Source organism: Bacteroides mediterraneensis, assembly GCF_025993685.1.
Taxonomy (GTDB): Bacteria; Bacteroidota; Bacteroidia; order Bacteroidales; family Bacteroidaceae; genus Phocaeicola; species Phocaeicola mediterraneensis_A.
Genome location: NZ_DAJPEN010000001.1, coordinates 2,708,470 through 2,728,181 on the forward strand (window position 1 = coordinate 2,708,470; position 19,712 = coordinate 2,728,181).

The following is a 19,712-nucleotide window of genomic DNA, read 5'->3' on the forward strand; positions in this document are numbered from 1 at the left end:
CGAATTTAAAATTTAAGTGTGTAACTGAAGGACGGTATGACAGGAAACACTCCGTGGGCTTTTCCCACAAACGTACCGTCCGGATTTTGCTGTACGGTGGCATAGAGCGGGTTCATCCGGCAATACGCATTATACAGACTGACATTCCAGATGCGCTCGAAACCTCTTTTCGTGGTTTTGCGGAAATTTATTCCTACATCTAATCTGTGATAAGCCGGAAGGGAGACATTGTTGGGCATCTCGTACACCAGCATCTCTTCATTTGTTCTTTCCACTCCCGGTAGGACAGGAGCATCCACCTGTTGCGACGGAAGGGTAATACGGTTCCCGCTCCGATAGTTCCACGAGGCGTATGCATCGATCCGTTCATTGAACTTATGCGAGATATGCACGGAGAATTTATGCCGGTTGTCGAACTTGTCGGGATACCATGCAGGATAGAAATCCGGGAAATACCGCTTGCTCCACGACAAGGTGTAGGAGGCATCGACCGAGGTCTTCCCATGGCTGTAACTGACATCGGTCTCCATCCCGTAGGCTTTTCCTTTTCCGGTTCTCACCTCGTTCTCCCACCGGTCTGCCGCCGGGTTAAGCATGCCACTGCTGCCGTCATATTCTATCAAGTTGTCCATGGTCTTATAGAATCCCTCCAGACTCCACCGGATGCCATACGGCAGTTTGCCGTAGACTCCTGCGGCATATTGCTGCGATTTCATCGGCGTAATGCGCGCGGTGGAAGGCACCCAATAGTCGGTGGGCAGGTTCAGGTAAGTGGCCGAAAGCTGGTGCATGAACTGGCTCATCTCCGTGTACGAAACCTTCAGACTGGCCTTGTCGCACAGTCTAAGGTTAATTGCCGCACGCGGCTCTATCGAATGATATTTCGTACCCGATATGCCAAACAATGTGTAATGTATCCCTCCATTCAGCTTCACGCTTTTACCTACCGACAGGTCATCTTCTGCATAAAGCGTGAATTCATTGCTCCTGTACCGGCTGGAGATTTGGTCAGTCAGCGTATTTTGAGAAGCATCGTCATACTTGGAATAATAATTCTGGGGCACAAAAAGATGGCGCATATAGTTGGAGCCGAAACGGATGTGATTCCAAACATTCGGACGAAAGTCAAACTCCATCCGGTAGCCGAAATCATGGATGGTGGAACGATTGCGCTGCTCTTTCACAATGGCTCCCTTCGTTCCTTCAATATACCCCAACCGCTCTTCACTCAGGTAATTGAAGTTTGACTGATTACGGGTATAAACCCCTGTAACATTGGCAAATATCTTGTGCGAGAAAATATATTTCCAGTTGGCGGATGCAGTGAAGTTTCCCCACTGTAGAGTGAACTTGTCTACATTGGTCGGCTCCGGGTCAAACAGGTATTCTTTATGCCTGAACTTGAAAAGGTCATTTCCCGAATAAAGGCTGATATCCGCACGGCTTTTTTCCGAAAAGATATGGGTTACCTTTGCATTGAGGTCATGAAACGCATACCGCAGATTCTGCTTGTTCCGACGACTGGAGTTTATGATGGCGAGAGCCGGAGCCGTGAGCAAGTCCATCCACGTACGGCGCAGGGCCACATTGAACGAAGTACGGTTCTTCACAATCGGTCCTTCAAACTGTATTCTTCCTTCCAGTAGTCCCAGCGTGAAACTGCCCCGGTACTCCTTCATGTTTCCGTCATTGGTACGTACATCGACCACCGAAGAAAGCCTTCCGCCGTAACGGGCCGGGAAGCCACTCTTATAGAAATCGATATTCTTGATAATGTCTGTATTGAATGCAGAAAACAGTCCTCCGGCATGGTTCACCTGATACAAGGGAGTACCGTCCAGCAGAAACAGGTTTTCATCGTTGTTGCCGCCATGCACGTACAATCCGGAGATAAGTTCCGTCCCGCTGGCTACTCCCGAGAGACTTTGAAGTTTCTTCACGACATCGGGCGAACTCATAAAGTTGTTTCCGTTCACAAAATCCTTTGCCGTAAGCGACACCTTCCCTGTCTGGGTGGTGTATAAAGGAGAATTCAAATCGGCGGTCACGACCACCTCCTCGATTTGGTAATCCGATTTCAGCCAAATATTTTTTGTTTTATTTCCCTTCAACGTAATCTCTTCCAGCAGTTCTCCGCTGCCGATGTGCGAGAATCGGATTTTGTGGGTTCCTTCACTCAAGGTCAGGCTGTAAAAACCGTGCTCGTTGGTCAGTGTTCCTGTATGGGAGGTGATGTCCCACACGGTGGCATTGATTACCGTCTCTCCGTTTTCCTGATAAACGTATCCGCTTAACGTATAGGAAGACTGTTTTTTAAGTATCACATACTCGCCGTTCACCTCCCATTGGATGCCTGTATGCTCGAACAGGGTGGAAAGGGCACTTTCCAAACCGGTCATATCAAGATGCTTACCGGCATAAGGAATGTCGAGTTTGATAGAAGCATCGTACACAAAGCTGACCGGATAGACTTGTTTCACCTGTTCCATCAGGTCTTCAATTGTGACCCGATGCTGTGCATACAGGGATAAGGCATTCATCAAAGAGGCCAGAAAAAATAAGGGTAGGATGCTTGTTTTCATCTGCTTTTCTTTGTGATTTTTATATCCAGTGTCTTTTCAATCAACGTGATGATTTCCTCCAGACTATCCGCCTTGAACTCGCCCGTTATTGTCCGGTAATGTGCCGACGAGTACAAGGGCGTGCCATAATAAAGGGAAAGTTCTTTGAGGACCTCCTCAATCGGAGTGTTCCGGTAAATGAATTTACCCGTTGCCCATGCCGACGGATTGGGAAAAGCCGGACGGCTCACCACCGGCATTTCGTCGCCATGGGCCAGCATGCCGCACATGTCTTTCGTGAGGATAATCCCGTCTTTGCCGTATCGGGCCTTGAACACTACCTTACCGGATTTTACATACACCCGGGTAGCCGTGTCCTGTCTGGATTCGTCCACTTCAAACTCGGTACCCAGTACTTTCACCTGGGCATAGTTGCTCGTGGCCAGGAAAGGAGAATGTACATTCCTTCGAACGGAAAAATACACCTTCCCGGACAGGCTCACTGCCCGGCATTCTTTTCCGTATGTATCCGCATCGTATGCCACCGTGGCCCCTTGGGAAAGAATGAGCAGTGTACTGTCCGGCAGAAAATGCCGGGTCACTCCTGCCTCTGCCGTGATACACACGGTATGAGGTTTCTTTCCATCCCACAGGATATGATGCCCCACAATACAAAGGAATATCGCCGCGGCTATACCCGAAAAATACATCCAGCGCCTGCCAGACGGATGGGATTGTCCCTCGCCCATCATTTTTCGCAAGGCCTTCTGGGTATCCAGTTTCCCGTATGTGTAATACCGAAGGACAAACTGGAGTTTTCTTTCTTCTTTATCTTTCATAAGGAAATGTGTTTTTAGCTAAGACTGAATGTCCGGCAGAAAATCCTATGCCGGAAACAAAAAATTATCCGAAAAAGAACAGATATACCTTTTGCACTCCTGCTTTTACGGTTTTAATTGCCTTGCTCATCTGGTTCTTCACCGTATGGACAGAGATACCCATTCTGACGGCTATTTCCTCGTATTTCAACCCCTCCTTCTTGGCCAGCAGAAACACTTCCCTGCACTTTTCCGGCAAAGAGTCTATGGCCGTCCATATACGGGCCTCATCGTAAGCCCATTCTTCACATTCTTCGTCCGAAAGGATTTCTTCAAGGTCGGAGGACTGCACGTTGCTGTCAATCAATGAATCTTTCTTCAAAATGTCTATGCATCGGTTCCTCACCATGGCATACAGGTACGATTTAAGGCCATTTGTATCCACTCCCCTGTCCTTCCGCCTCCACAGTTCCATGAAACAGTCCTGTACCGTATCTTCCGCATCATCAATATCTTTCAGGTAATGAAGTGCGAACAGACAAAGCGGACGGTAATATTGAAGGAAATGCTCTCTGAATATTTTTGTATTGATGTCCATGTCCCAATGTAATTGATAGATTCGCATTTTTAGGAAAACTCAGAATCGAAAGTTTACCACTATGAAAGGACTCGTCTTTTATTATATTTAAACACAAGGACATTCTTTTATACATTCTTTAAGTAACGATACGAGAAAGGTCTACAAACTGGGAGTAAACTTCAGCCATCGTACACGCAGCATCGAAAAATGGGTGACAGAAGAATTATATTCCTAAAAATATACAAGTGGCCGGCAATTTAGCCAATGAATCAGGGAATCTCCGGACAGGTGTATCGGACCAAAACCGGCTCGTAGTTTTCCGACTCCGTGATGCCGTAAAGGGTGCTGTCATCTTCCGTTACGGCGATGTTGACAACAAAAGGGGTTAAATTCAATTTGCCACATAAGCATCCCTCCCAATCGAATACAAGCACCTCTTCACTGAAACTTATTCCTTTACCCGGACCTTTGAACTGCTCAGGTGTTTCTCCCCGACTGATGGCGCGTAAATCACCTTTCGTATACCTGTTCAGAAGTATATATATGTATCGGGGCGTCACAGAAACCTTAAATCCACACAATTGACGGTCGGGTGCACCCTCCGGGCTGACGCCGTCCGCCCCAGGATGGTACGACGGATATTGGTCAAGTATGATTTTCCGATTAACAATCCGGTTACCTTCCAAGTCAAAAATTTCGGCATACAATCCTTCGTCGCATCCATATATAAAGCGGTTTCTATGGGGATGTTTCTTCATGCGCGCCGAGGAGTTGTAAATCCACTGCTTGGTCATTAAAGGACCATCGAATCCGTCCTCAGGCAGAAAACCTTCTATGTCAGTCAGCTGTCCAGTGGTCAGGTGCAGTAACTTGAACCAATCTGGTTCCGTATTCTTAGGATTAGGAACGACACAAGCCGTAAGTAAAGTACTATCGTTAATGAATTCCGTTTTCATCAGCCACAGTGCATTGTTCTGCCTGAAAGCATGGATGGGTCGCGTGTCGTAGGTATCAAGATTAATGAGTTGTGCACCCATATCGTTGCTGCTGTAGAGCAACATATTTCGTGTGGGTTGGTGGTAGTATATCGAATTGGCCTCCATCAATTCATTCGGTCCCCCTCCACGCTTACCGTAGCGGTGAGAAAGGTGAGCACTGTCTCCCGTCAGTTCATACGCCTCCACGAAGAACGATTCCTTGGAAGCTTCGATAAGAATTTCATTGGTATCCGCATGGATGACTACATAACCATTCTGTAACGAGTCGGCAGGTATGACGGTTCCTTCAAGACGGAAAACGGGACTTACCACCTTGTCCTGTCGGGAACAAGACAAGACGATCCCCCCCACTAAAAGCATAATAAGGAGACCCACGCGATTCATATCCACTAGATTTCTTCTCATAGTTTACCTCTTTCCAATCAGATTTATTTGGCCGAGTAAATATAGATACTTTTTTTGAATCCAAAAATCGGTTGACAGAATTAAACGCCCCCACCTCTTTCTCTCCACCTCAAAGCACTTTCTATGTTTTCCTTGCGTGAAACCTACGTTTCCCGATGCGGAAACCTACGTTTCGCGCAAGGAAAACATACGGTTCCGCACCGGAAAACGTAAAAGACTTCTTTCCGTACGGAAGTATTCGCTTTGATAATTCCAGCTATTTTTCGTAACTTCGCACGTTCATCTAACAAGAAGAGACACATGTCAGAAAATGATTTTATTACCATAAAGGGTGCCCGGGTGAATAACCTGAAAAACATCGACGTACGTATCCCCCGCAACAAGCTGGTAGTCATTACCGGACTGTCCGGTTCGGGAAAGTCGTCGCTGGCATTCGACACGCTGTATGCCGAAGGGCAAAGACGTTATGTGGAAAGCCTGTCTGCCTACGCCCGCCAGTTTCTCGGACGTATGAGCAAACCGGAATGTGACTTTATCAAGGGTATCCCGCCGGCCATCGCCATCGAACAGAAGGTGACGAGCCGCAACCCGCGTTCTACCGTAGGCACATCGACCGAGATTTATGAGTACCTGCGCCTGCTTTTCGCACGGGTGGGAAAAACCTATTCGCCCGTGAGCGGACAACTGGTGAAGAAGGACAGCGTGGAAGACATCGTGAACTGCATGCTGTCGTATCCGAAGGGTACACGCTACACGGTGCTGACCCCCATCCTTCCCCGCGACGGAAGAACCGTGGCGGAACAGCTGGACATGGACATGAAGCAGGGATTCACCCGACTGGAAGTGGACGGCGAAATGGTACGCATTGAGGACTATACTTACCACGAGAGCGACAAGGTGTATCTGCTGGTAGACCGTATGAGCTGCGACGACAGCAAGGATGCCATCAGCCGACTGACGGATTCTGCCGAAACGGCCATGTACGAAGGCGACGGCACGTGCATGCTCCGTTTTTACATGTCGGACGACACCCGCCTGCATGTGTTCAGCACAAAATTTGAGGCTGACGGCATCAAGTTTGAAGAACCGAACGACCAGATGTTCTCGTTCAACTCGCCGCTGGGAGCTTGTCCTACGTGCGAAGGCTTCGGCAAGATTATCGGTATCGATGAACATCTGGTAATCCCCAACCGGGCACTGAGTGTGTACGACGGGGCCGTGCTCTGCTGGCGGGGCGAGAAAATGGGAGAATGGCTGAACGAGTTCCTGCGGGAAGCGCCGGCCCACGATTTCCCCATCTTCACACCGTACTATGAACTGACGCAGGAACAGAAGGATTACCTCTGGCACGGACCGAGAGAGAAGGTCTGCATCGACTCTTTCTTCAAGATGCTGGAGGAAAACCAATACAAGATACAGTATCGCGTGATGCTGGCCCGCTACCGGGGAAAAACGACCTGCCCCACTTGTCATGGCAGCCGACTGAAAAAGGAAGCCAGCTACGTGCGGGTAGGCGGAAAGAACATCTCGGAACTGGTGGAAATGCCGATTACCCAGTTGCAGGAGTTTTTCCGTACCTTGACCTTGGATGCCCACGACACTCTCGTGGCACAACGGTTGTTGAGTGAAATCAAGAACCGCCTGACCTTCCTGTCGGATGTGGGACTGGGCTACCTGACTCTGAACCGGTTGAGCAACTCGCTCTCCGGAGGGGAAAGCCAGCGAATCAACCTGGCTACCTCGCTGGGAAGCAGTCTGGTGGGCTCATTATACATCCTCGACGAACCGAGCATCGGATTGCACAGCCGCGACACCACCCGCCTCATCAAGGTGCTGCGCCAGTTGCAACAGCTGGGCAACACGGTGGTAGTAGTGGAGCATGACGAAGAAATTATCCGTGCAGCCGATTACATCATCGACATCGGTCCGAAAGCCGGACGACTGGGCGGACAGGTGGTATATCAGGGCGACATGAAAGACTTGCACAAAGGCAGCGACAGCTATACCGTGAAATACCTGCTGGGAGAAGAAACCATCGACCCACCTGCCAGCCACCGCCCGTGGAACAACTACATCGAAATCAAGGGGGCCCGCGAGAACAACCTGAAAGGCATCGACGTACGCTTCCCGCTCAACGTGATGACGGTGGTGACGGGTGTCAGCGGTTCCGGAAAGAGTACGCTGGTGCGCGACATTTTCTACAAAGCCCTGAAGCGGGAATACAGTGAGTCGAGCGAACGTCCGGGCGAATTTGTCTCACTGGGCGGCGACATCCATCAGGTGAACGACATTGAATTTGTAGACCAGAATCCGATTGGGAAATCTTCCCGAAGCAATCCGGTGACCTACGTCAAGGCGTACGATGAAATCCGGAAACTGTTTGCCGACCAGCCGCTGGCCAAGCAAATGGGATACAGCGCAGGCTATTTCTCGTTCAACACGGAAGGCGGTCGCTGCGAAGAATGCAAGGGAGAAGGTACGGTGACGGTAGAAATGCAGTTCATGGCCGACTTGGTGCTGGAGTGCGAATCCTGCCACGGCAAACGCTTCAAGAACGACACACTGGAAGTGAAGTTCGAAGGAAAAAACATCTACGACGTACTGGAAATGACGGTCAACCAGGCCATCGAGTTCTTCACGGAACACAACCAGAAGAAGATTGTCAAGAAACTGCGTCCGTTGCAGGATGTGGGGCTGGGCTACATCAAGCTGGGACAGTCCTCTTCTACCCTTTCCGGAGGAGAAAACCAACGCGTGAAACTGGCCTACTTCCTCAGCATCGAAAAAGCACAGCCTACCATCTTCGTGTTCGACGAACCGACCACAGGTCTGCACTTCCACGACATCAAGAAACTGCTGGAGGCCTTCGACGCCCTCATCAGCCGGGGACATACCCTGGTCATCATCGAGCACAACATGGATGTCATCAAGTGCGCCGACTATGTCATCGACCTCGGACCGGAAGGGGGAGACAAGGGAGGCAACCTGGTAGTGGCCGGTACGCCGGAAGAGGTGGCCCAATGTGCGGCTTCCTATACGGGGCAATACCTGGCCGAGAAACTCAATCCGCAATCTTAACGTATCAACTACATGACTCAAATACTTGAAACCCTATACAGCCAACTGACCGGGCATGCCCCTGAAAGCATAGAGGCACTGCCGGGAGCCGGCTCCAACCGAAGCTATTACCGTCTGAAGGACAGCCCGACCCTCATCGGGGTGTGCGGTACTTCGCGCGAAGAGAACGAAGCCTTCATCTACCTGTCGCGTCATTTTCAGGCACAGCATTTACCCGTGCCGGCAGTGCATGCCGTTTCCGACGACGGACTCTGCTACCTGCAAGATGATTTGGGAACGGATTCCCTGTTCCAGCTCATCGCCCACGGAAGAGAGACGGGAGAATTTGACGAAACAGAACGGAACCTGTTGAAAAAGGCCATCCGGCTGTTACCCCGTGTGCAGTTTGAAGGGGCACAAGGGCTGGATTTCGGGAGATGCTATCCGGCGGTAGAATTTGACCATAGAAGCATCCTGTGGGACTTGAACTACTTCAAATATTGTTTTCTGAAAGCGACGGGCATAGATTTCCGGGAAGATTTGCTGGAAGATGACTTCGATGCCCTCTGCCAGACCCTGATGGGAAGCATGGAAACCCAACCGGTATTCATGTACCGCGATTTCCAAAGCCGGAACATCATGGTAAAAGACGGAGAGCCTTTCCTGATAGACTTTCAGGGAGGACGGAAAGGGCCGATTTATTACGACGTGGCTTCTTTCCTCTGGCAGGCAAAAGCCAACTATCCGGACAGTCTGCGCCGGGAACTGCTTGACGAATACCTGGAGGCCCTTCACCCGTACAAGCAAATAGAAAAGTCGGAATTTCTGTCCCGTCTGCGCCATGTCGTACTGTTCCGCACGCTGCAGGTACTGGGTGCCTACGGATTCCGAGGGTATTTTGAGAAGAAGGCCCATTTCATTGAAAGCATTCCTTTCGCCATCGAGAACCTGCGCCAGCTGTTGCAGGAAGGTTTCCCGGAATATCCTTATCTCTGCGAAGTGTTGCAGCGCATGACGGAACTGAAACAGTTTGCCGTTGTCCGCAACCGCCGCAACCTGACGGTCACAGTGATGAGTTTCTCCTACCGAAAAGGGATTCCGACAGACGAAAGCGGAAACGGCGGAGGGTACGTGTTCGACTGCCGAGCCGTACACAACCCCGGACGCTACGAGCAGTACAAGTCGCTCACGGGACGGGATGCACCGGTCATCGAGTTTCTGGAAAAAGACGGAGAAATCACGGAGTTCCTGCGCCACACCGATGCCTTGGTGGATGCCCACGTACAGCGTTTTCTGGAACGGGGGTTCTCACACCTGATGATTTGCTTCGGCTGTACCGGAGGACAGCACCGTTCGGTTTATTCCGCACAGCACACGGCTGAACACCTGCATGAGAAATTCAAAATCAACGTACACCTGATTCATCGGGAACAACAAATAGACCAATTACTGAAAGCCAAATGAAAGCCATGATATTTGCCGCCGGACTGGGTACCCGGCTCAAACCGCTGACCGACCATACTCCCAAAGCCTTGGTGCCGGTGGCCGGACACCCCATGCTGGAGCATGTGATTCTCAAACTGAAAGAAGCGGGATTTACCGAACTGGTCATCAACATCCATCATTTCGGGGAACAGATTCTCGATTTTCTGAAAGCCAATCAGGATTTCGGACTGACCATCCACATCAGTGACGAACGCAAAATGTTACTGGATACGGGAGGCGGTATCAAGAAAGCGGCGACTTTCTTCACGGGAACGGAACCCTTCTTGGTACACAATGTGGACATCCTGTCGAATGCCGACCTGAAAGAAGTCTACGAGTTCCACCGGAAAAGCCAGAATCTGGCCACCCTGCTGGTCAGCCCGCGCAAGACTTCACGTTACCTGCTGTTCGATACAGACAACCGCCTGAAGGGCTGGATTCACAAAGACACCCTGCAGACCAAACCGGAAGGATTGGTATATGAACCGGGAAAATACCGCGAATATGCGTTCAGCGGCATCCATGTGATTTCACCGGAGCTGTTTCATTATATGGAAGGAGAACAATGGAACGGCAAGTTTCCCATCATGGATTTTTACCTGCATACCTGCCAGCAGCTCGCGCTCGGCGGATGCGTGAAGGAAGATTTGCAGCTGATTGACATCGGCAAACCGGACACGCTGGCCCGGGCCGAAGAATTTCTACAGCATTGACATTAATACCACGTAACAGAACTACCCGTATTGCTTCGCTGGTCCCACTTCAGGGCATCGGTCAGCATACTGGAGTTGGCACGGATAGAAAAGTTGTAGGAAGTGAACGGACCGAACACCAATCCACAGCTCATATTGAAACAGTGCAAGTCGCGGGTAATGTTCAAGGTTGTCATAGACATTTCCTTTGTAGTAAAATCATATCCGGTGGCATAGGTCATGTTCCAACGACTACCAATCTTGAAGTTACCCGACACGTTCAATGAATGGGTCAGTGAATACGGATACCGCATCTTCTTGATATTGATATTCTTCGTACGGTCTTCGCGAATGCTATAACTGTAACTCAAGCTGATGCTCCAGGGGAATTTAAAGGCCAAGTAACCGTCTGAATCGACAGAAGCCTTTTCCGTCTTTCGCATATTGGAGTTATTATTCTGATTCTCGCTTTCCTCCGTATCCTCTTCCTCGTCTTCCGAATCTTCCTTTTTCTTCTTGTTCTTGTCTTCAGTTTCATCCTTCTTGCCGAAGAGCTTCTTAAAGGTATCGTTGTTCAAGGTATAAGAGAACGAACCGCTGTATCCCTGGAAACGTCCGAAGCGTCCGTAAGACCACTCCGTACGGTCACCAACCACGACATTACCATTTTCATCAAACTGGTAGGCATACGTAGCGAAAGAAGCATTCATATTGAAGGTATAACTCTTAGTCAGCTTCAGACGAAGATTCATGCTCAAATCACTCCACCGCTTGTTGGCCACATCATAAGAAAGAGAAGCTCCCAACTGGTCAATCAGACTGATTTTCTTGTAACCGGTAGTATCCTTATCCGACTTCATCTTCATTTCAAGATTATTGTCCACCGAGAAACTGATATTCTGTGACATGTTCTTTCCCGGTACCCCATACACAGCTCCGTCATACGGTGAATATTCCACTGTACGTACTTCTCCATCTTCGTCTGTATAAGTATAGGTGTCGTAATACCCGTAACGTGCTTTTCCGAAATCCGGAGTATAGGTATAGCTGACCGTCGGCGTAAAGACATGGCGAATCTGAATTTCCTTGCTCTTCATAAACAACGGCTTATACATACCATACAGTTTGGTATTCAATTGCAAAGACAGGTTATAGTCGTACACACGGTTAAAACCATTGATAGTATCCCGGCGCACATGGTCACTGGAAGCCGGACTGGGGTCATAACTCTGCTTCACCTTACTCAGATACCAACGTTCCGTATAGTTGAACGAAGGCACGATGTTGATGTATTTGAACAAGTTGAACGTAGCCGAAACCGGAATCTTATGCTGCATACCGTTCCTCCACTGTGTCAGCGGCGTCTTGAAAAGCAGATTATCCTTCGTGCTGATAGAGTTCGTGATACTTCCGGTATATTGCAACGAAATCTTCTCATACCAGCGTTCATCGCCCGCAGACTTTTTCCGCTTAAACGGATAAATACGGTTCAACGAAATATTGACATCCGGAAGTGTCATACTCAACGAAGAGTCACGCGTGTTCTGCGTGATATTGAACGCTCCCGAAATATTCAAACCGATTTCCGGGAAGTTACGGGAGTAGCTCACACTGGAAGCCTTGGTATTTTGGGCATACTGCTGTGGATTGTACAAGCTGCTCAAACTGGAACGGTCGTAACTGCTGGTAGCAAAATTCACGCTGGCCGAGAACGAACTGTTCGGATTGGCCTTTGCATCCTGCCGGTGACTCCACTGGATACGGAAGTCCTTCGACACCGAATAGTCGGGCATGTTCTTCTCACCCGTCTTCGTCACCAGGTAACTGGCATTGAAAGAGCCGCTGTATTTGTAGCGTTTGTTATAGTTGGATGCAGCAGAAAGTCCCCATGACCCTTTGGTAAAGATTTCGCCCAACACCTTCAAGTCCATCTTATCGCTGATGGCAAAATAATATCCTCCATCACGCAAATAGAAACCACGGTTCATTTCATCTCCATACGTCGGCATGATGAAACCGGAAGAATAGCTGCTGTTGAAAGGGAAAAATCCGAACGGAACGGCAATGGGCAGAGGTACATCTTCCACCACCAGTTGGGCCGGACCAAATACTACATTTTTCTTGGGACGGACCTTCGCCATGGACATCTTCAGATAGAAGTGCGGATGATCAGGATTATCACAGGTAGTATACATCCCTTCCCCCATGTAAATCTCATCATTTGCACCTTTCTTAGCTTTCTTACTGGTTACATACCCTTCACCCTGCTGTGTGACAATGTTGTTGATGAATCCTTTCTTCGTCTTGAAGTTATAGCGCATAGTCTTGGATTCGTATGGGGTCTCTCCATCCTTGAATACCGGCGTACCACTCTCCACTCCCGTCGTATCGGCCACGCCTCTTGCATAGACCGTACTACTGTCCATATTCATGGAGATGATTGCCGAAGTCAGTTCGATGTTCTGGTAATTGACTTTTCCCTCCCCATAAAGATGCGCATAGCCTCCCTTGGTAAAGACAATGGAATCGCTGGCCTCGTAAATGACAGGGGCATCCAGCGGCTCCTTCTTCTTGGCTGTGTCTGCGGCCAAAGTATCTATTCCCAGCGAATCCATCGCCAATGAATCCCGCTGAAGAGAATCGGCCGTCACAGAATTTCGGTCCCCTCCCCGCATACGTTTTCCTCTCACACGCTGCGCTTCGGCATAGAATGAGCAGAAAAAGCCAAAAACGAACAAGGATAGCAGTAAATATGTGGTTCTTTTAAATGATGTCATTACCGTTTTCTTACGCAATATGCGGTGCAAAAGTAAGCATTATCCGATAAATAAACGCCAAACCCTTTCTTATTTATGTATTTTTAGTTCTATAAGAAGAGTTTACACCAGGCATCAAAACGGGTGAGACCTTCGTCGCCATGTTTCTCAATGCTTTTACGGGCTTTTTCCACGCTCTTCTCCCTATCCAGTTTGGTTTTTGAATAGAACTTATCCGCAAAACAGATAATCTGTTCCTCCAGACTGACAGGAACCATATCGCGGTGAGGTATCGGCAGATTCTGTTTAAGAATGGCCTGCAAGGATAATCCCGCCCCTGTGTGCCGCTCGCACACCAGCGCATGACGCGGATACCCTTCACGCGCCACCAGCTCTGCTCCCAGATAACCATGGCAGATATAGGGATATTTACCAAAACAATAAATGCCATCGGCATCGGTCTCGAAAATCCCGATGTCGTGCAACATGGCGGCCTCCTCAATAAAATTCAAATCCAGATTCAGTTCCGGATGTTTCCGGGCCATGGCCAGTGCCTTATCGGCCACTGAACGGCTGTGTACCAGCAGAATGTGTCTCAACTCATTTTCTACCGGATAATATTTGTCTATCAATGCAAGTGGATTCATCATAAAGGTGCTATATTTGTAAAAAGTCTCACAAATCTATAAAAAATCCATGAGTTACACGAAAAGATTCCGATTGAATTACATACTGGGGCTATGCTGTCTCTGGTTTGGAGCCCTGCAGGGACAAGCCACCGTGCGCAACGGGGCCGACCAACTGGATAAATTACTTCCGTTACTGGAAGGAAAACGGGTTTCGCTCGTCGTCAATCACACCTCACTTTGTGGAAAAGCCCATCTGCTGGACACCCTGTCTACCTACCTCAAAATCGTGCAGGTGTTTGCACCGGAACACGGATTCCGGGGAGAGGCCGATGCCGGAGAAAGTGTCAACGACGGGAAAGACCTCCGCACGGGAGTCCCCATCCGTTCTCTTTACGGGAAAAACAAGAAACCGCTTCCCTCCCAACTGGCAGGTACGGATGTGTTGGTTTTCGACATGCAGGATGTAGGTGCCCGGTTCTATACCTATCTAAGTACACTTTATTACGTGATGCAAGCCTGTGCAGAGAATCATAAGGAACTGATTGTGCTGGACCGTCCGAATCCATACGACTACGTAGACGGCCCGGTACGAGAAAAAGCCTATAAAAGTTTTGTGGGCATGCTTCCTATCCCGGTGCTTCACGGCTGTACGCTGGGCGAACTGGCCCGGATGATCAATGGGGAAGGATGGCTGGGGCACCAGCTGCAATGCTTCTTGCGCATCATCCCCGTGGAAGGCTGGAAACACGGACAACCGTATTCGCTTCCGGTGAAGCCCTCCCCCAATCTTCCCAATGACCTTTCCATTGCACTCTATCCTTCCCTCTGCCCTTTTGAGGGTACTGCAGTGAGCGTAGGAAGAGGTACCCTGTTCCCGTTCCAGGTAGCCGGCTCACCCGATTTGCGCAAAGCCTTTTCCTTCCATTTCACACCCAAAGCACTGGAAGGATTCGACAAGCACCCCCTGCACTGCGACCGCACCTGCTACGGAATAGATTTACGTGCAGCAGACCAGCTCCCTCAAGGCTTTTCCTTGCAATACGTCATCCAATTCTACCGGGCCTACCAATCCCTCTATCCAGATGCCGCCAAACGGTTCTTTACTCGTCCCAAATGGTTCGACCTGTTGATGGGAACCTCACAAGTACGCAAGAACATCCTGCAAGGAAAAACCGAAATAGAAATCCGACAGACATGGGAAAAAGACTTGCACGCCTATCGTTCTATCCGTCAAAAATATTTACTGTATGAATAAAAAAGAGCGGGCAGCAGTCTCTTTCCGGAAGAAATCTGCTGTCCGCTTCTGAATTATTTCAATCTCAAGAATTATTTTTTCTTCATTTTCTGCATCATACCTGCCATCTTACTGCCTGTCACCATCTTCATCATCTTACGGGTCTGGTCGAACTGTTTCAGCAAGCGGTTCACTTCCTGAATGCTGGTACCGCTACCTTTGGCGATACGTGTACGGCGTGTTCCGTTCAGAATTTCCGGATGTGTACGTTCTTCCGGTGTCATGGAATAGATAATGGCTTCAATGCTCTTGAAGGCGTTGTCGTCAATGTCAATATCCTTGATGGCCTTTCCTACTCCCGGAATCATGGAAGCCAGTTCCTTCAGGTTACCCATCTTCTTAATCTGATGAATCTGCGTCAGGAAGTCATTGAAATCAAACTGGTTCTTCTGGATTTTCTTCTGCAAGCGTTTGGCCTCTTCTTCATCATACTGTTCTTGTGCGCGTTCTACCAAAGAAACAATATCACCCATACCCAAGATACGGTCGGCCATACGAGCCGGATGGAACTGGTCAACGGCATCCAGTTTTTCACCCGTACCGACAAACATAATCGGCTTGTTGACCACCGTACGGATAGACAGGGCCGCACCACCACGTGTATCACCATCCAACTTGGTCAGTACCACACCGGTGAAATCCAGACGTTCGTTGAATTCACGGGCTGTATTCACCGCATCCTGTCCGGTCATGGCATCTACCACGAACAGGGTCGCATCCGGATTGATGGCCTTCTTGATGGCTTCAATCTCGTTCATCATCTGTTCGTCGACCGCCAGTCGTCCGGCCGTATCGACAATCACCAGATCATAACCTTTTGCCTTGGCTTCCTGAATGGCATTCAATGCAATCTGCACAGGATCTTTGCTATCCAGTTCGCTGTATACCGGCACTTCTACCTGCTGACCCAGCACTTTCAACTGTTCGATGGCAGCCGGACGATATACGTCGCAGGCCACCAGCAAAGGCTTGCGGTTCTTCTTGGCCTTCATCATACGGGCCAGCTTGCCAGAGAAAGTAGTCTTACCGGAACCTTGCAAACCTGACATCAAGATGACAGCCGGACGGTTCTTCAGCTCGATTTCTGCCGTATCTCCTCCCATCAGGGTAGTCAGCTCATCATGTACAATCTTCACCATCAGCTGGCTGGGCTTGACCGCAGTCAATACATTCTGTCCCAATGCCTTTTCCTTTACTGTATCGGTAAAGTTCTTCGCCACTTTATAATTCACGTCCGCATCCAACAAGGCACGACGGACATCCTTCAAGGTTTCGGCCACATTGATTTCGGTGATTTTACCTTCACCCTTCAATATCTTAAACGACCGTTCCAGTCTTTCACTTAAATTATCGAACATATATGTTGCTTTTTATTTATTATCAAAATTTTCCAGCGTGCAAAATTACAAAAAAATCAGTATGCTCAAATCTTTTTGTTCTGCCATTTTGCTTTTTTCAGATAAATGAGGCTGAAAGTCAGCATCAATACATAATAAATAACCTCAGTCGTGAAACAGATATCAACAGGAGCTTGCAAAACCATACCTACCCCTATCACATAAAGAGCATAGAACACTTGCACACATACTTCAAGTACCAAGGCAGCCTGCGTGTTTCCCGTACCGGATATGCCATTGAAGTACACATTGGCCAGTGAGGAAATCAACATGGCCCCACATACCACATACAGTGCTGATACGGACTCGTGCCACAAAGCTTCTTCATTGGTATAAACCGACAAAATGCTTTCAGGAAAAGCGACACACAACGCCACACATACTATCATAATCAAAAAAGACATGCGGGCAATTTTATGCAGCAACGTCAATACGCCTGCCACTCCTCCTGCTCCAATCAGGTTGCTGACCAACGTGTTGGCCGAAGTGGACAGCGCCTGCACGGGTATCAGCAACACCACGTACACACTGCGCACAATATTGGCAATTGCCAGCTGCCGCTGTCCCAAACGTTCCAGTGCCATGAAGAAGACAAACCAGATGGCCATGGCCAGAAAATACTGCACCATCGTGAAGCAGGATATACGCAGGATTCGCATCACCATCGCCATGTCGAATTGTCCGAAACGGTTTAATCCGTATTTCTTCAAATCTACCTTATAGCAGGTATATAGCAGGAAAAACACCAGTGAAGAAGCTTCCGCAATGACAGAGGCCAATGCGGCTCCACGTACCCCCATCTCCGGCAAGCCCAATTCTCCAAAAACCAGTCCATAGTCCAGCACCACATTCACCAGTGCCATGACCACCGCATTCAAGGTCAGTACCTTGGTACGGGTAATCCCGATATACAATCCCCGGAACATGACATTCACAAAGGCGAAAAGAAAACCCCAAATACGCCAGACAAAAAATTCATACGTCGCTTCATAAATGGAATCGGAAGCAATCAGCAGACGAATCAACGGTCCGGCAGAAAAATACATCAAGACCAGCAGGCAGACAGCCATTCCGAAACTGAAAGCCGTGCCTTGCCACATGACCGGCCCCACGGCCCGATAATTGCCTTCACCGTTGCGACGGGCTATCAGAATCTGCGAACCGACACTGAATCCAAAGGCAATGGTGTACACACAGATATACAATAATCCTCCCATGGCTGATGCCCCCAATGCCACTTCACCCACACGTCCTAAAAAGGCCGTATCGGTCACGTTAATCACATTCTGAGCCAACAAACCCAGAAAAATCGGATAGGTCACATGCCAGATTTCTTTATTGGTGTACATACGTCAGGGATTAGAATTGAGTAAAAAACGCATACTTTTGCAAAGATACACATTTCGCACAAGATGCGAAGGAAAAGGTCTGAAATCACCTCCCCCCTTATTCGTTTCAAGTAAAACAATTTCATTTAAAATAATTTTTGCACATTCCGTTGGTTCCTGCGCAATTTTAAATTATTTTTGCGGCCTATTTCTAACAAACAACCTATTAAAACGAATGAAAAAAATTCTTTTCCTCAGTGCAGCGACACTGTTTCTTTCCTCCCCGGCTTTTGCGGGAGATTATCTTACGAATACCAATCAGCATGCTGCTTTCCTCCGTATGGTCGCACGAGGAGCTTCCATTGATATAGACGGTGTGTACAGTAATCCTGCCGGACTTTCCTTTCTGCCCCATGAAGGATTCTATCTGTCACTGACCGGACAAAGTGCTTATCAGACACGCGAAATAAATGCTACGTTCCCACTCTTCCAACAAGCGGACGGCGTCGGAACCAACCGTCAGTACAAAGGAACAGCTTCTGCTCCTCTTATCCCCAGCTTCCAAGGACTCTATAAAAAAGACAAATGGGTGATTTCTGCCAGCTTCGCCATCACAGGAGGTGGAGGAAAGGCCTCGTTCAGCAACGGTCTTCCCATGTTTGATGCCCTGGCCATGGGAATGATCAGCCAGCAGACGGGAGGGAAAGTCACTCCGCAAATGTACGACATCAACACCGCCATGGACGGCAAGCAGTATATTTACGGAGTGCAACTGGGATTAAGCTATAAAATCAATGACTGGCTGAGCGTTTTTGCAGGTGGACGAATGGACTACGTAAGCAGTGGATACGAGGGATACCTGAAAGCGCACCTGAAAGAAAATCTGGGTGGTACCCAACTGGCTAACCTGGAACTGAACTGTGACCAAAGCGGATGGGGACTGACTCCTATCCTCGGGATAGATGCCAAACTGGGACGCTGGAACCTGGCAGCCAAATACGAATTCAAGACAAACCTGAACATCGAAAACAAAACCAATGTACTGGAAGTGCCTGCAGGTACTCCGGAAGCCATCATGAAACCTTACGCCGACGGTGAGCAGACACCAAGCGACATACCTGCCTTCCTGAGTGTAGCCGCCGGATACGAAATTCTGCCCAACCTGCGTGCTTCGGTGGAATATCATTTCTTCGATGACAAGCATGCAGGCATGCTGAACGACCGCCAAAAAACGCTGAAACACGGTACACATGAATACCTGGCAGGCCTGGAATGGGACATCACCAAACGGCTGACCGTCAGCGGGGGATACCAACGGACCAATTATGGCCTCAGTGATGAATTCCAGACAGACACCAGCTTCTATTGTGACTCATATTCCTTGGGCTTTGGAGCAAGAGTAAATCTGACACAAGCATGGAGCATCGATGTGGCTTATTTTTGGACGCACTATGACAAATATACCAAAGAAGTGGCCAGCTATAACGGTACCGGACTCAGCGGAACAGATGTCTACTACCGTACCAACAAAGTTTTCGGTCTGAGCTTGAACTATAAATTTTAAACTTTTCCGCTCCGTATCACATACATCCAGTCATTTCTGATACGGAGCGGATTTTTTATGTCAGACATCCTCTTTCAGACAATTTGTTACATTTCGGCTCCACCTATGAAAAAAGCTACAATTTATTGCCCTTATTCCTCTCTTTTTA

The 19,712-nt window shown here is 48.8% G+C and carries 13 protein-coding genes; 5 read left to right on the forward strand and 8 right to left on the reverse strand.

The window, feature by feature from the left end; translation table 11 throughout:
- Positions 1 to 5: 5 nt before the first annotated feature.
- From OIM59_RS11600 to OIM59_RS11615, 4 genes are all read right to left on the reverse strand, one after another.
- Positions 6 to 2,582, reverse strand: a complete 2,577-nt coding sequence (locus tag OIM59_RS11600; protein WP_303896786.1) for a carboxypeptidase-like regulatory domain-containing protein — start codon at positions 2,580 to 2,582, stop codon at positions 6 to 8.
- Entirely contained in the window at positions 2,579 to 3,400 is an 822-nt protein-coding gene (locus OIM59_RS11605) for a FecR family protein (protein ID WP_303896787.1), read from the reverse strand. The genes OIM59_RS11600 and OIM59_RS11605 overlap by 4 nt, the downstream gene beginning before the upstream one ends.
- Before the next feature lie 64 nt (positions 3,401 to 3,464).
- A complete protein-coding gene (locus tag OIM59_RS11610; RefSeq protein ID WP_303896788.1) occupies positions 3,465 to 3,977 on the reverse strand; it encodes an RNA polymerase sigma-70 factor in 513 nt (170 codons plus the stop codon).
- A 251-nt stretch (positions 3,978 to 4,228) separates the two neighbouring features.
- Positions 4,229 to 5,362, reverse strand: coding sequence for a hypothetical protein (locus tag OIM59_RS11615; RefSeq protein ID WP_303896790.1), 1,134 nt, complete (start codon positions 5,360 to 5,362; stop codon positions 4,229 to 4,231).
- 300 nt (positions 5,363 to 5,662) lie between these two features.
- Between OIM59_RS11615 and uvrA the strand changes: the two genes are divergently transcribed.
- From uvrA to OIM59_RS11630, 3 genes are read left to right on the forward strand one after another with little or no spacing between them, the layout of a single operon-like run.
- Positions 5,663 to 8,440 (forward strand): excinuclease ABC subunit UvrA, encoded by a 2,778-nt coding sequence (gene uvrA, locus OIM59_RS11620; protein ID WP_303896792.1) that lies wholly within the window; start codon positions 5,663 to 5,665, stop codon positions 8,438 to 8,440.
- Positions 8,441 to 8,452: 12 nt separating this feature from the next.
- On the forward strand, positions 8,453 to 9,883 hold the full coding sequence (locus OIM59_RS11625; protein ID WP_303896794.1) for an RNase adapter RapZ: 1,431 nt from the start codon (positions 8,453 to 8,455) through the stop codon (positions 9,881 to 9,883).
- A complete protein-coding gene (locus OIM59_RS11630) occupies positions 9,880 to 10,617 on the forward strand; it encodes a nucleotidyltransferase family protein (RefSeq protein WP_303896796.1) in 738 nt (245 codons plus the stop codon). Before OIM59_RS11625 ends, OIM59_RS11630 begins: the two co-directional genes overlap by 4 nt.
- A gap of 2 nt (positions 10,618 to 10,619) precedes the next feature.
- Here the strand turns inward: OIM59_RS11630 and OIM59_RS11635 are convergent, their stop codons facing one another.
- Both OIM59_RS11635 and OIM59_RS11640 read right to left on the reverse strand, forming a co-directional pair.
- Positions 10,620 to 13,271, reverse strand: coding sequence for a putative LPS assembly protein LptD (locus OIM59_RS11635; protein ID WP_299167647.1), 2,652 nt, complete (start codon positions 13,269 to 13,271; stop codon positions 10,620 to 10,622).
- A 191-nt stretch (positions 13,272 to 13,462) separates the two neighbouring features.
- A complete protein-coding gene (locus OIM59_RS11640) occupies positions 13,463 to 13,999 on the reverse strand; it encodes an HD domain-containing protein (RefSeq protein WP_299167645.1) in 537 nt (178 codons plus the stop codon).
- A gap of 49 nt (positions 14,000 to 14,048) precedes the next feature.
- Between OIM59_RS11640 and OIM59_RS11645 the strand changes: the two genes are divergently transcribed.
- Positions 14,049 to 15,236 carry a DUF1343 domain-containing protein gene (locus OIM59_RS11645; RefSeq protein WP_303896798.1) on the forward strand — a complete coding sequence of 396 codons (1,188 nt, stop codon included), beginning with the start codon at positions 14,049 to 14,051 and terminating at the stop codon, positions 15,234 to 15,236.
- A gap of 71 nt (positions 15,237 to 15,307) precedes the next feature.
- On the opposite strand, the gene ffh is transcribed toward OIM59_RS11645, so the two are convergent.
- Together ffh and OIM59_RS11655 are read right to left on the reverse strand one after the other, a co-directional pair.
- Positions 15,308 to 16,633 (reverse strand): signal recognition particle protein, encoded by a 1,326-nt coding sequence (gene ffh / locus OIM59_RS11650; RefSeq protein ID WP_148328319.1) that lies wholly within the window; start codon positions 16,631 to 16,633, stop codon positions 15,308 to 15,310.
- A 65-nt stretch (positions 16,634 to 16,698) separates the two neighbouring features.
- Positions 16,699 to 18,021, reverse strand: a complete 1,323-nt coding sequence (locus OIM59_RS11655) for an MATE family efflux transporter (RefSeq protein WP_303896800.1) — start codon at positions 18,019 to 18,021, stop codon at positions 16,699 to 16,701.
- 214 nt (positions 18,022 to 18,235) lie between these two features.
- On the opposite strand from OIM59_RS11655, the gene OIM59_RS11660 reads away from it, so the two are divergent.
- Positions 18,236 to 19,564 (forward strand): OmpP1/FadL family transporter, encoded by a 1,329-nt coding sequence (locus tag OIM59_RS11660; protein WP_303896801.1) that lies wholly within the window; start codon positions 18,236 to 18,238, stop codon positions 19,562 to 19,564.
- Positions 19,565 to 19,712: the final 148 nt, after the last annotated feature.

Bases quoted from the DNA above. Each gene is read 5' to 3' on its own strand.
- OIM59_RS11600 (WP_303896786.1), bottom strand. From the start codon at position 2,582: ATGAAAACAAGCATCCTACCCTTATTTTTTCTGGCCTCTTTGATGAAT.
- uvrA (WP_303896792.1), top strand. From the start codon at position 5,663: ATGTCAGAAAATGATTTTATTACCATAAAGGGTGCCCGGGTGAATAAC.
- OIM59_RS11655 (WP_303896800.1), bottom strand. From the start codon at position 18,021: ATGTACACCAATAAAGAAATCTGGCATGTGACCTATCCGATTTTTCTG.
- OIM59_RS11630 (WP_303896796.1), top strand. From the start codon at position 9,880: ATGAAAGCCATGATATTTGCCGCCGGACTGGGTACCCGGCTCAAACCG.
- OIM59_RS11605 (WP_303896787.1), bottom strand. From the start codon at position 3,400: ATGAAAGATAAAGAAGAAAGAAAACTCCAGTTTGTCCTTCGGTATTAC.
- OIM59_RS11615 (WP_303896790.1), bottom strand. From the start codon at position 5,362: ATGAGAAGAAATCTAGTGGATATGAATCGCGTGGGTCTCCTTATTATG.
- ffh (WP_148328319.1), bottom strand. From the start codon at position 16,633: ATGTTCGATAATTTAAGTGAAAGACTGGAACGGTCGTTTAAGATATTG.
- OIM59_RS11635 (WP_299167647.1), bottom strand. From the start codon at position 13,271: ATGCGGGGAGGGGACCGAAATTCTGTGACGGCCGATTCTCTTCAGCGG.
- OIM59_RS11625 (WP_303896794.1), top strand. From the start codon at position 8,453: ATGACTCAAATACTTGAAACCCTATACAGCCAACTGACCGGGCATGCC.
- OIM59_RS11610 (WP_303896788.1), bottom strand. From the start codon at position 3,977: ATGGACATCAATACAAAAATATTCAGAGAGCATTTCCTTCAATATTAC.
- OIM59_RS11645 (WP_303896798.1), top strand. From the start codon at position 14,049: ATGAGTTACACGAAAAGATTCCGATTGAATTACATACTGGGGCTATGC.
- OIM59_RS11640 (WP_299167645.1), bottom strand. From the start codon at position 13,999: ATGAATCCACTTGCATTGATAGACAAATATTATCCGGTAGAAAATGAG.
- OIM59_RS11660 (WP_303896801.1), top strand. From the start codon at position 18,236: ATGAAAAAAATTCTTTTCCTCAGTGCAGCGACACTGTTTCTTTCCTCC.